This window comes from Ruegeria sp. ANG-R, assembly GCF_000813985.1.
Classification (GTDB): Bacteria; Pseudomonadota; Alphaproteobacteria; order Rhodobacterales; family Rhodobacteraceae; genus Ruegeria.
Genome location: NZ_JWLJ01000014.1, coordinates 20590 through 33510, shown reverse-complemented (window position 1 = coordinate 33510; position 12921 = coordinate 20590). Strand labels below are relative to the sequence as shown.

11 protein-coding genes are annotated in these 12921 nt (G+C 58.4%); 8 read left to right on the top strand and 3 right to left on the bottom strand.

Annotation, left to right across the window (positions count from 1 at the left end):
- Position 1: 1 nt before the first annotated feature.
- The 6 genes from RA27_RS21625 to RA27_RS21600 all read left to right on the top strand — a co-directional run bounded on the left by RA27_RS21625 (position 2) and on the right by RA27_RS21600 (position 7201).
- Positions 2-895, top strand: a complete 894-nt coding sequence (locus tag RA27_RS21625) for a 2-dehydro-3-deoxygalactonokinase (protein WP_039543884.1) — start codon at positions 2-4, stop codon at positions 893-895.
- Positions 892-1497, top strand: a complete 606-nt coding sequence (locus RA27_RS21620) for a 2-dehydro-3-deoxy-6-phosphogalactonate aldolase (RefSeq protein WP_039543881.1) — start codon at positions 892-894, stop codon at positions 1495-1497. Before RA27_RS21625 ends, RA27_RS21620 begins: the two co-directional genes overlap by 4 nt.
- Positions 1494-2354, top strand: a complete 861-nt coding sequence (locus RA27_RS21615) for an SMP-30/gluconolactonase/LRE family protein (protein ID WP_039543879.1) — start codon at positions 1494-1496, stop codon at positions 2352-2354. The genes RA27_RS21620 and RA27_RS21615 overlap by 4 nt, the downstream gene beginning before the upstream one ends.
- A complete protein-coding gene (locus RA27_RS21610; RefSeq protein ID WP_039543876.1) occupies positions 2351-4264 on the top strand; it encodes a beta-galactosidase in 1914 nt (637 codons plus the stop codon). Before RA27_RS21615 ends, RA27_RS21610 begins: the two co-directional genes overlap by 4 nt.
- Before the next feature lie 68 nt (positions 4265-4332).
- Positions 4333-6234 (top strand): family 1 glycosylhydrolase, encoded by a 1902-nt coding sequence (locus RA27_RS23350; RefSeq protein ID WP_052265435.1) that lies wholly within the window; start codon positions 4333-4335, stop codon positions 6232-6234.
- Positions 6235-6271: 37 nt separating this feature from the next.
- Complete coding sequence (locus tag RA27_RS21600; RefSeq protein ID WP_039543873.1) at positions 6272-7201, top strand: carbohydrate kinase; 930 nt, start codon at positions 6272-6274, stop codon at positions 7199-7201.
- A 181-nt stretch (positions 7202-7382) separates the two neighbouring features.
- Here the strand turns inward: RA27_RS21600 and RA27_RS21595 are convergent, their stop codons facing one another.
- The 3 genes from RA27_RS21595 to RA27_RS21585 all read right to left on the bottom strand — a co-directional run bounded on the left by RA27_RS21595 (position 7383) and on the right by RA27_RS21585 (position 10521).
- Positions 7383-8648 carry an ABC transporter permease subunit gene (locus tag RA27_RS21595; RefSeq protein ID WP_039543869.1) on the bottom strand — a complete coding sequence of 422 codons (1266 nt, stop codon included), beginning with the start codon at positions 8646-8648 and terminating at the stop codon, positions 7383-7385.
- The gene (locus tag RA27_RS21590) at positions 8645-9451 is read right to left on the bottom strand and encodes an ABC transporter ATP-binding protein (RefSeq protein WP_039543867.1); all 807 of its coding nucleotides are present in this window, start codon (positions 9449-9451) and stop codon (positions 8645-8647) included. The genes RA27_RS21595 and RA27_RS21590 overlap by 4 nt, the downstream gene beginning before the upstream one ends.
- 74 nt (positions 9452-9525) lie before the next feature.
- The gene (locus RA27_RS21585; RefSeq protein WP_039543864.1) at positions 9526-10521 is read right to left on the bottom strand and encodes an ABC transporter substrate-binding protein; all 996 of its coding nucleotides are present in this window, start codon (positions 10519-10521) and stop codon (positions 9526-9528) included.
- Between the two features lie 181 nt (positions 10522-10702).
- Here RA27_RS21585 and RA27_RS21580 point away from each other — a divergent pair, with 181 nt between their 5' ends.
- On the top strand, positions 10703-11677 hold the full coding sequence (locus RA27_RS21580) for a LysR family transcriptional regulator (protein ID WP_039543863.1): 975 nt from the start codon (positions 10703-10705) through the stop codon (positions 11675-11677).
- Positions 11678-11906: 229 nt separating this feature from the next.
- A complete protein-coding gene (locus tag RA27_RS21575; RefSeq protein WP_039543994.1) occupies positions 11907-12920 on the top strand; it encodes a D-cysteine desulfhydrase in 1014 nt (337 codons plus the stop codon).
- The last annotated feature ends 1 nt before the right edge of the window (position 12921 follow it).

Genomic DNA, 12921 nt, shown 5'->3' with positions numbered 1-12921 from the left:
TATGAATATCGAGTGGATCGCTGTCGATTGGGGAACATCTCATCTGCGTGCCTGGGCCATGCAGGGTGAAAGGGTTCTGGACCAGGCCGCGTCTCAGGATGGCATGTCCCGCACGGCTGGCGGTGATTTCCAGGTTGCACTCATGGCTTTGATCGAAGGCTGGCTACCTGCGAACCCGGTGGATGTGATCGCCTGCGGTATGGTTGGTGCACGGCAGGGCTGGGTCGAGGCGCCCTATTCCGCCGTGCCGTCCGAGCCAATCCCGGTCGTCCCCTTTCGTGTTCCAAACACCGATCCGCGCATTCGGGCCTTCGTTGTTCCGGGGCTGAAACAAGACAGCCCTCCCGACGTGATGCGCGGGGAAGAGACCCAGATCGCAGGGTTCCTCAGCACGCATCAAAATTGGGACGGCGTCATCTGTCTGCCCGGCACCCATACGAAATGGGCGCAGATCAGCGCTGGCGAGGCCGTCAGCTTTCGGACCTTCATGACCGGCGAGCTGTTCGATCTGCTGCGCGGGCAATCCGTTCTGCGGCATTCGATTGATGATGGGTGGGACGAAGCAAGCTTTACCGACGCCGTAGCCGATACGTTGTCGAAACCCGAACAGCTTGCAGCGCGGCTCTTTGCGCTACGTGCCGCTGATTTGCTGCATGGTCAGAACAAGAGCGTCGCCCGAGCCCGTCTTTCAGGGTTCTTGATCGGCGCGGAGCTTGCAGCCGCTCGACCCTATTGGCTGGGTCAACAACTGGCAGTCATCGGCTCGGAAGGCTTGACCAAAGCCTACGCGGCCGCTCTGCAGCAGCAAGGCGCTTTCGTCGAGACCGCCGATGCCACCACCACAACTCTTGCAGGGCTGGCACAGGCCAGAACATTAACGAGGCAAACCGCATGAGCCGTCCCATCATCGCCATCCTGCGCGGACTGACGCCCAATGAGGCAAAGCCGGTTGGGCACGCCTTGCTGCAGGCGGGTATTGACCGGATCGAAGTGCCCCTGAACTCTCCCGACCCGCTGGAGAGCACCCGCATCCTCGCCTCGGAATTCGGCGATCGGGCGCTTGTCGGCGCAGGCACCGTACTGACCCCCGAACAGGTTGAGGCTGTTGCAGGTGTCGGCGGCAAGCTGATCGTTTCGCCGAATTGCGATGTGTCGGTGATCCAACGCGCTGTTACGCTTGGGCTGCAAAGCTGGCCGGGTGTCTTCACCCCCACCGAAGCCTTCACCGCATTGCAGGCCGGAGCGACCGGGTTGAAGCTTTTCCCCGGATCGATGGCCGGAACTGCAGGGTTGGCCGCAATACGTGCGATACTGCCGCCAGGTACGCAGGTCTATGCCGTGGGCGGCGCAGGCCCAGAGAATTTTGGCCAGTGGATCAAGGCCAGCGCCGATGGCTTCGGAATTGGGTCTGCGCTTTATAAACCGGGTATGCCGGTTGCTGAAATTTCTGACCGCGCTCGACAGATCGTCGCCGCATACGATGGGGCCGTTGGATGAGCCACATCTATGACGACCGCCCCTGCGAGTTGGGTGAGGGCCCGCTATGGCACCCCGAACGGCAGCAGATTTTCTGGTTCGACATCATTGGTAAACGCCTGATGTCCATCGAGAACAACAAGGCGCGTGTTTGGGAATTTGACGAGCACGTCTCCTCCGCAGGCTGGGTTGCCCGCGATACATTGCTTGTCGCATCGGAAACCGGCCTTTGGCGATTTGAGCTTGAGCGCCAGACCAAAGACCTTGTTGTCCCGCTGGAAGCCGACAATCCGGTGACCCGCTCCAATGACGGTCGTGCCGATCCGTGGGGTGGCTTCTGGATTGGCACCATGGGCAAAAACGCCGAAGCCAACGCCGGATCGATCTACCGCTATTGGAAAGGAGAGTTCCGGGCTTTGGTGCGGAACGTGACCATCTCGAACGCGATATGTTTTGCTCCGGACCGATCCTGCGCCTACTACAGCGATACCGCGACTAGGCAAGTCATGCGCTGGAAACTGGATGCGCAGACCGGCTGGCCCGTCGGCAAGGCTGCCCTGTTCCTTGACCTGCAGGACGACGGTCTGAATCCAGACGGGGCCGTTGTCGACAGCAGCGGCAATATCTGGATTGCCCAATGGGGTGCGGGTCGGGTTGCGGCCTACGACCAGCATGGGCAGTTTCTGAAGGCGGTCGATTTCGACGCCAAACACACCTCGTGTCCGAGCTTTGGGGGGGACGGGCTGACCACCCTGTTCTGTACCACAGCCCGACAGGGGCTGGATGTCGACACGCTCGGGAAAAACCCGATCAATGGCATGACCCTTGCCGCCTTCGATGTCGGACAAGGTCAAGCGGAGCACAGAGTTATCCTATGAAGCCGGAACTTGGCGTCTGCTATTACCCCGAACACTGGCCCGAGGCGAACTGGGCCAAAGACGCAGAGCATATGGTCGAAACCGGCCTGGCATGGGTGCGGATCGGTGAATTTGCCTGGAGCCGAATGGAGCCCACTCCGGGCGATCTGCAATTTGACTGGCTGGATCGCGCGATTGAAACCCTGGGCTCTGCGGGGCTGAAAGTCGTGCTGGGCACCCCTACGGCAACGCCTCCGCGTTGGATGCTGGACAGGTTTCCAGACATGCTGGCCGTGGATGCCGAAGGCCATCCGCGCAAGTTCGGCTCGCGTCGGCACTATTGTTTTAGCCATCCCGGATACGTCGCCGAATGCACACGGATCGCGCAGATCATGGGCACCCGCTATGGCCGCAACCCGCATATCTCGGCATGGCAAATCGATAACGAATATGGCTGCCATGATACGACCCTCAGCTACAGCGACGCGGCGCTGACAGCGTTTCGCGGCTGGCTCATCGAGCGCTACGGCTCGATTGACGCAATGAACACCGCGTGGAGCAATGTGTTCTGGTCGATGGAATACAACAGCTTCGACCAGATCGGGCTGCCGAACCTGACCGTGACCGAGCCCAACCCGGCTCAGGTCCTTGCGTTCCGTCGATTCAGCTCGGATCAAGTGGTCGCATTCAACAAAGCTCAGGTCGATGAGTTGCGTCCTCTGACGGACGCCCCGTTGTTGCACAACTATATGGGGCGCGTTCTGGATTTCGATCATTTCGAAGTTGGAGACGATCTGGACATCGCCACATGGGACAGCTACCCGATTGGCTTCCTGTCGGATCGTCTGGAAGCGGATGAGGCGCACAAAACCGCGTTTCTGCAGCAGGGCGATCCGGACATGCAGGCGTTTCATCACGACCTCTATCGCGCTGTCGGTCGTGGTCGTTGGTGGGTGATGGAGCAACAACCCGGCCCCGTGAACTGGGCGCCCTACAATCCGGCCCCCCTGCCCGGCATGGTCCGCCTGTGGTCGCTTGAGGCGGTGGCGCACGGCGCCGAAATGGTCAGCTATTTCCGCTGGCGGCAAGCTCCGTTCGGGCAGGAACAGATGCATGCCGGTCTGCTGACACCACATGGCGACGACGCGCCCGGATTGGCCGAGGCGCGCCAGACCGCCGATGATCTGGCCGCGTTGGGCGAGGTTCAACCCGCACGCGCCCAAGTTGCGATAGTGTTCGACTATGCATCGGACTGGGCGTGGGCAACCCAGCCTCAAGGTGCCGGGTTCGATTATTTCCGGCTTGTGTTTTCGGCCTATCGCGCGCTGCGACGTGCCGGGTTGTCTGTGGATTTCGTTTCCCGGACCAAAGTTGGCGAAACGCACTATAACCTGATCCTCGCACCGGGTTTGGCCGTGCTGGACGATCTTGAGCAGCGACTGTCGCGCGGCTGTAATCTGGCCATACTGGGCCCGCGTAGCGGTGCGATCACCGAAGATTTTCTGATCCCTGAAGCCGGGCGCCCGGGTCTCGACGGTCTCAGCGCCCATGTCGACCTGATCGAAACCCTGCCGCCCGGCGTTGCCCGCGCCGTCGATGGGGGCGGCCATGCGGAGCACTGGGTTGAACGCTTGTCTGGTTCAGCTCAAAGCCTGCTGTCCTTTGCCGATGGCACCCCGGCGTTGCAGGGCGACGAGGGCCTTTGGTATCTGGCGGGGTTTCCGGATGAAGCTCTCTGGGACCGCGTCATTGCCATGGCTGCACTGGAAACCAGTCTTGCCCTCTGCCCCATGCCCGCAGGGCTGCGACGGCGCGAAACGCAAGCACATGAGGTGCTGATCAACTACAACGCATTTCCCGTGGTCTGGAATGGCCTGCCGATTGATGCCTGTGACGTGCTGTTTCGAAAGCGCAACCCAGATCAATCGTAAAACTAGATACCGCTAACATAACCTGATAGAGGGCGTGACGCAGGTGATGGCTCCAGCAGGTTGCGACAATGAAATACACGCGTTCAGATTTTCCCGATGGCTTCCTTTTCGGTGGGGTTGCCTCGGCTGAAACAGCCAACGGGTTAGACATGTATCGCATTCCGATCCGTTGGGTTGATATCGTGCCAGACGGGCGCACGCCGGATATCGGGATGCTCGACACCTACGAGCGACGGGTCGACACGATACTGGAACTAGGAATGCGTCCGTGTGTTACGCTTGAAAGCGAGGTGCTTCCAGATGCGCTGGACGATCTGGGAGGATGGCGTAACCGGGCTGTTGCCGACAAGTTTGTAAACTTTGCTGAAGTCGTTGTCTCCAGATTGGGCGGTCACATGTTCAACATGGCCCCCAAAGCAGGTTTTTTACCAGATCAACGCCTAGCGACCCGGCCGCCTGAGTTTCGTGCTCTGGCACGTAGTGTTCATCATCATTTACTGGCAGTCGGCCAAGCCTGTGCGATGATGCGCAGTTACGGACTTAAGAACGTGGGCGTTGATTGCAGCATTGCTAACCCAGGATTTGTTACTGTTCTGAACGCTATCTTCAACAAACACTACCCGGAAGACCTGCTAAACACATTTGGGCCGCATCTTCCCGAAGGGTGGCAAAAAGACTTCGAAGAGATCACTGTGAAGGTCGATTGGTGTGGTCTGTCTTTTGAAGATGATGCCCGACGCGATACGCTCAACCTGTTGAAGTGTATCGTACGTGACCACACCGGTACGGTGCCCCTTTACATAGCAACTTGCCCAGCCAGCAAAGAACGATTTGCCGCTCATCTGGACGCATTGATCGGCGCCGCGAATGAGAGCCTGCCAGTGCGGGGGGCTTTCTTTGCCTGTGGTGATGAAAGCACATCGGATTCTCTGCTTTCTCTAGTTACCAACGGAAAGCAGCCCGCCCCGTGGGTTCGCCCCACGGGCGGCCTACACGCGCATTGGAACCTTGTCGCCGATATCGGCGGTACCAACACCAGGCTGGGCGTCGTGACCGAGGGGGAACTGACCGATCTTCGCAAGCACCCCACCGGCACCGTGACCGATTTGCAGAAGGCGTTGCACAGCTTGTGCGACGAGATCGGCACCCAGCCACGTGCCGTCGTTGCTGCCGGGGCCGGTCCCGTTCAGAACGGCACCATTCGCCTGACCAATGCCAATCTGGACCTGTCCGAGACCGAACTTGCCAAAGCCACCGGCGCCCACCACACCTTCGTGATCAACGATTTTACGGCCGCCGCATGGTCCGTGGCCGAAATCGATGAGCATGATGTTGAAGTCTTGCAGGGCGAGGCCTCCCCTCCTCTTGGAACGCGACTGGTTGTGGGGCCGGGGACCGGGTTGGGCGTTGGCGCCCTGCTCTATTCCGAAGGCCACTTTCATACCGTTTCCGGTGAAGGCGGCCATATGGGTTTGTCGCCGCGCCACCTCGATGAGGTCGAGGTCTTCAATGCCGCGCGGCGGATCGCTCCCGAGTGCTTTTTTGACGATACTCTTGTCATTGAAGCCGAGATGTTCCTGAGCGGGACTGGGTTGCCGATCCTCTATCAAGCCATTGAGATGACCGAAGGCCGGACCGATGCCGCAACCCGTTCGGCCAAAGACATCCTTCGGGCTGCGCAAGATGGTTCGGATGCCTGCGCGGTCAAAGCGGCCCGCATGTTTACCGAGCATCTGGGCGCCATCATGGGTGATCTTGCAGTCGCGCTCGTGCCTGAGGGAGGCGTATTTCTGGTCGGCGGCGTGGCGGAAAAGAACCGCTGGCTGTTTGGGCAGGATTTCTTGCGGGCCTTTAACGCTGGTGGGCGGTTCGACGAACTGCGGCGGGGCATGAACCTTTATGTTTCGGAACAGGATGAATTTGGCATTGTTGGCGCTAACAACTTCTGTAAGAATGCGCTGGCACGGTAGGTAGACCGCGCTTTCTGACGGGTAAGAGGATAGCAGAATGATCCTGTGCTGCGGGGAAGCTCTGATCGACATGATCGCCGAACCAACGGTTTCTGGCGAGAAAGGGTTTGTTCCACATTCAGGCGGCGCCATCTTCAACACCGCGATCGCATTGGGCCGATTGGGTGTCGGGACAGGACTGCTGACAGGCCTGTCGATCGATATGTTCGGAGAACAGCTAATCGCCGCTTTGCAGAGCAGCCATGTCGCGACCACCCACATTATCCGTGCAGACCGCCCGACAACACTTGCCTTCGTGGAACTGAAGGACGGGCAGGCCACATACAGTTTTGTGGATGAAAACTCGGCGGGTCGAATGCTTCTGCCCGAAGATATGCCGGATCAACTGCCCGGGATCTCGGCGTTATACCTCGGCGGAATCAGCCTCGCGTGCGAACCCTGTGCCGATGCCTATGCCGCCCTGCTTGATCGCCATCGCGCGGATCGCGCTGTGATGCTGGACCCCAATATTCGCCCCGGATTCATCAAGGATCAGACCCGATACCGCACGCGCCTGAACCGAATGATTGCGCAGACCGATGTGATCAAAGTGTCCGACGAAGATCTTGATTGGATCGTCCCCGGCCCCGAAGGCCATGCGGAAAAAATCCCGCTGTTGTTTCGCGCCGGGCCGGCTGTCGTTATCGTGACCAAAGGTGGGGATGGCGCGACCGGCTATCTCGCTGATGGGACAGAGGTTTCAGTGCCTGTCCAAAAAGTTGAGGTGGTGGTAGATACCGTGGGTGCCGGAGACACCTTCAACGCAGGTGTACTGGCCGCGCTCGACCGGGCTGGTCATCTCAGCAAATCTGCCTTGCGTAGCTTGTCAGCCGACGACCTGCGCGCCGCGCTGCAGTTGGGGGCGCAGGTCGCTGCCGTTACTGTCTCGCGCGCAGGGGCAAACCCGCCTTGGGCGCACGAGCTCTAACATCTGAAGTGCTTTTGAATCGGCCTGTTTCCGGAGTTGGCCGTAAGAATGGAAACAGGACAGTTTTTCCTTCAGTCAAATGCAGGACAAAACCAACTTCCGCCATGTGCGTACAAAAGAACTGCCCCCGACTTTGGCCGGGGGCAGCCTGATTTTGCAATCGCCACGGGAAGGACGGGCGTCAGCTTTGGCCCTTCCAGGGCACCAGCCAGTTCTCTGCCTTGCGCATCAGGATATCGATGCCATAGCCGATCACCCCGATCAGGACGATCCCCATTATGACGATATCGGTCAGCTGGAACTTGGACGCTGCGATGATCATCATCCCGGCACCTTTCTGGGCTGCGACCAGTTCCGCCGCAACAACAGTACCCCAGCAGACACCCATCGCCACCCGCGCGCCGGTAAAGATTTCGGGCAATGAATTGGGCACGATCACATACCGCATGATCTGCCATTTCGATGCCCCCAGCGAATATGCCGCATGGATTTTCGAAATATTCACACCGGACACACCGGCCCTTGCGGCAATGGTCATGATCCAAAGCGCGGCGAGGAACAACAGAACGATCTTGCCGGTCTCCCAGATGCCGAACCAGATGATCACAAGCGGGATCAACGCCAATGGAGGCACCGGGCGCATGAACTCGACAATCGGATCGAACCAACCGCGGAACCAGCCGGACAGACCCATCGCGTACCCCAAGGGAATACCCACAAGCGCACCCGCTATAAATCCGGCAATGACGCGTGCCAGCGACCAGCCCAGATGCTCCCAGAGCGAGAAGTTCTGATAACCTTCATTGGCGATTTCAAAGAACCGGGAAACAACGGTTTCCGGCGCCGGAAGCCAGATGGGGTTCATCTGCAGGCCTTGCTTGGGGGTGAAACTGATGGCCCCCTTTCCGGTCAGCGATACTGTGCCATCACCTGTATCAACCTTATCCCCTTCGCCAATGGGCGTGCCGTTGATCGCGACGATCTTTGCACCTTCCTTGCGCTTGGCTTCATCATTCTTGTCGAACAGGATGGTCGAAGACCGACCTGCTGGCGCGGCAAAGGCATCATCCTTGGCAAACCCGCTGCCGGGTTCCACCTCGAACTTCTCTGCCTCTTCACCAAAGGCCGGAACGCGCACGAAGACCGTCGCATCATCCGTACTGCCATCCGCATTCTCAAGCGTGTAGGTGAATTTTGTGTCGCCGACGAAAGGACCGGGAACGTGGATAGGGAACAGTTTGGAACCTGTGAATGCCGCCCAAATCACGAAGATGACGAGAACCGAGATGATTGATGCCGCCCTGTCGGAGCGCACGGCGCTTTCATCACCGAAGGTCACCGTTTTCAGGCTGGTGAAATCCTGACGCGACTGCAGACCGCGGCGCATCGCGTAGACAATGAAGAACGCACCAGCGAACAGGCCGATATAAAAGAGAAGTACAATCATGACGCCTGCTCCGTCCGACCCATAATTTCTTCTTCCATCTCCCAGATCATCGAGAGGATCTCATCACGTTTTTCCGCAAATCCTTCGGATTTCTTGACATCGCGCAGGTCGGCATTCACGCCACGCTCGGCAAAAGGCAAATTGTATTCGCGGTGAATACGCCCCGGTCTGGGTGCCATGACGATCAGCCGCTCGCCCAGCAGTAGGGCCTCTTCGACCGAGTGGGTGATCAGAATGATTGTCTTGCCCGTTTCCTTCCAGAGCTTAAGGACAAGACCCTGCATCTTTTCGCGGGTCAGCGCGTCCAGCGCGCCCAGCGGTTCATCCATCAGGATAACGTCCGGCTCGTTGGCCAGACACCGGGCCAGCGCAACACGCTGTTGCATCCCGCCCGACAGCTCATAAACCGCCTTGTCCTTGAAATCCTGCAGTCCCACGACCTCGAGCAGATGGTCGGAAATCTGGTCCCGTTCAGCCTTTGGCATACCTTTCATGCGCGGGCCGAACTCGACATTTTCGCGCACGTTCATCCATTCGAACAAGGCGCCCTTCTGGAACACCATCCCGCGTTCAGCGTCCGGACCTTCGACCAGATGGCCGTTCAGTTCGATCTTGCCAGATGTCGGTGCCAGAAATCCTGCAACGATGTTCAGCAACGTCGTCTTACCGCAACCCGATGGGCCAAGGACGGACATCAACTCACCTTCTTTAAGGCTGAGCGAAACATCCTGTAGAGCCTGTACCGACGAGCCGTTGGGTAAGTCAAAGCGCATGGACAAATCTACAATGTCCAGTTCAGGCATCCTGCCTCCTTCCTGCTTTCATAGCTGACGACCGGCCCGAACCGGGGCCGGTCGCATGAAATGTCCTGCGTGATTTAGTTCTGCGCAGCGGTCAGTGGCTCGGCATTGACGGCACCATCATATGAATCCAGTGCGGATTCGATGCTGCCTGCCGACACGAACACGTTGGCGACACCTTTCATGAAGTCTTGCGCGCCACCGCCCAGCCATTTCTCGGACAGCTGATCGTCGACCGACGGGAAGGTGAAGGTGGCGATTGTGGCTTCGGCATCAGCCGGGTCCATACCGGCATCTTTCGCGATCACCGGCAGCATTTCGTCTTTGCTGTCGCCCGCGTTCCACTTCGCGTTGGCATCCGCGGTTACTTTCAGGAACTTGGACAGAAGCTCCGGCTCTTCTTCGATGAAGCTTGCAGGGGCGCTGGTGACATCAAATACCAGAATGCCAATTTCTTCCTTTTCTGCACCGGTCAGAAGGATGTTGCCATGTTCGGTCATACGGCGAAGTGCGCCGCCCCAACCACAGACCATATCGAGGTTGCCCTGCGCGAAAGCTGCTGCGCCATCTGCTGGCGCCATGTCCACGATCTCCATCGAGCCGATGTCGACGCCGAAATGGCTCATCTGCGACAGGAATCCGTAATGCGCGGCAGTGCCGATCGGGACACCGACTTTCTTGCCGTTCAGCTCTCCCGCATTGGTCTTGTCGATCTCAAGAGCTTCCGCGACAACGCAGTTATCGTTATCGGAGTAGCTGACAGCCACATCGACGATCTGGATATCCTGACCGGCCGAGGTGGTCACCACGAAAGGCGGAACACCCTGGCTGACCGCGATCTGAACGTCGCCCGAGGCCATCGCTGCAGACATCGCAGTCCCGGTATCGAAGGACACCCAGTTGATCTTGACGCCAAGCTCTTCTTCGTAGGTTCCGTTCGCCTTCGCATATTGGAACGGCATCGGCCACTCCAAGAAATACGCAACCGTTATTTCATCAAGCGCTGCGGCTTGTGTGGCGGTGATGGCTGCAATCCCGGCATAGGCCGTCGTGAGCAGATATTTTTTGATCATTTTGACTATTTTCTCCCTGCTGGTTCCGTTTGTCCGATTTTTGTTAACGTGCGAACTCTGGAACAGTAAAAAAAACCATAGTCCCTGAACGTTGAATTGGTAAATCAAAATACTTGTTGCGGAAAAAGCGAAACTTTGTTTCGCTTTTGACTTATGGTCTAGAGGGTATTGGGAGCATTCAGTGACAAAAAAATCGCTCAGCCTAAGGTGGCTGGAGGTCTTCCAACTGATTTCCAAACTGGGGTCAATCCAGAAAGTGTCTGCCGAAACCGGTTTGTCAATCAGCACGGTATCCAATCATCTGCGCAGCCTCGAAAAGGCGCTGGATGTGGACCTCGTGGATCATAGCCGCCGACCGATGGGGTTGACACCTGCGGGCACGGTGTTTGCCCGGCATGTGCACGAGGGCCTGATGGCCCTCAAACGCGGCGAGGCCGAGCTACGCTCGGGCAGTTGGCAACACGCAACGGATCTGCGATTGGGCCTGATCGACGATTTCGACAGCCGGGTCGCTCCCGAGTTGTTTCGACACCTCTCGGCAAGCCTGCCACGTTGCAGCTTTCGTCACTTCACCCGCCCCAGCCACGAGATTCTCGATAAACTTCAATCCCAAAAGCTGGATGCGGGCGTTGCAACCCGACCCCCGGACCATTTTGAGGGATTAATGGAGTCTCCCCTGCTTCGTGATCCCTTCATCATCATTTTGCCGCCCTCGTATGAGGGGCCGGTCGAGGATTTGACCAGATCGGATAACACGTTGCCGCTATTGCGCTACTCGCGGGATCACACCATCGGCAAACTCATCGAGATTCAGTTGACCCGCAGCAAGATCAACCTGCCCAACCGGTTCGAACTTGAATGCAACCAATCCATTATCGGGCTTGTCGCCGGTGGCAGCGGCTGGACGATCACGACGGCCGCCAGCTATTATCGCGCGCGTCGCTTTCATGAAAACACCCGCGCCCTGCCATTTCCCGGCAAAAGCTTTGCACGCACGGTGTCCCTGTTCACGACCAACGTCTATCCGTCGACCACCACACGACTGATCCATAACACGTTGCAAAATCTGATCCGTCAGCATGTAACCGAGCCAATGATATCGCGCTTTCCCTGGCTGAATGACGACTTCCGAACCATTCCGGCACCGCCTGAATGAGCCGCCACCCTCGCCGCGCGCAATATCGAAGTTATCTTCCGGCTTTTTCGAAACCGATGGCAGGGCGCTTGACCGAGAGGGTCCGAACGCGGTGATTAGGCTTGACCGTGCGGCTTGATCTCAGGTGGCACACAAAAACCCGAAACCCACCCAGCAGCCCGCGTCGTGCCTTGGCTGGCATAGCACGCCGGTTCAGAACCTTATGCCGGGTCCAGTTCAGGACAGCTTGATGCATCTTTCTCGTTTTCCCCGCGTTTTTCTCGCCCATCTGCCGACACCGCTTGAACGGATGGACCGCCTGTCTGACGCACTGGGCGTCGATCTGTGGATCAAGCGGGACGACTGCACCGGCATGTCGACGGGCGGTAACAAGACCCGCAAACTGGAGTTTCTGTTCGGCGAGGCATTGGAACAGGGCGCGGACATGGTGATGACACAAGGTGCAACCCAGTCGAACCATGCGCGTCAAACGGCTGCTTTCGCCGCTCGATTGGGTTTGAAATGCCACATCCTGCTGGAAGACCGCACCAGCTACAACAACGCAAATTACAACACTAACGGCAACGTCCTGCTGGACCACCTGCACGGCGCGACGACCGAAAAATTTCCCGGCGGCCACGACATGCCGGCCGAGATGGAGCGCGCAGCGGAAAAGAAGCGGGAAGAAGGTTACAAAGTCTATGTTATCCCCGGCGGCGGTTCCAACCCGACCGGTGCATTGGGGTACGTAAACTGCGCGTTGGAGCTTGTCACCCAGGCCAACAACGCCGACCTCAAGATCGATCGTGTGGTTCATGCCACCGGATCTTCGGGCACGCAGGCTGGTCTGGTCACAGGGCTATGCGCCATGAACACCGGCATTCCGGTGCTTGGCATCGGCACCCGCGCCCCGCAACCCAAGCAAGAGCAGATGGTTTATGATCTGGCCTGCAGAACCGCCGAAAAACTCGGCTGCCCGGACGTGGTGCAGCGTGAAAATGTGATGGCCAACACCGACTATGTGGGCGAAGGCTATGGCCTGCCCACCGAGAGTGGGATTGAGGCAATCCGTATGTTTGCCGAGCTTGAAGGCATCCTGCTCGACCCGGTCTATTCCGCAAAAGGTGCCGCAGGTCTGATCGATCTGGCACGCAAGGGCACGTTCAAGGATGAACGCGTGGTATTCCTCCATACCGGGGGCTCAGTCGGCCTGTTCGGCTATGATTTTGCCTTCGATCACGCGGATCGCTGGGTCAGCCTGTAAA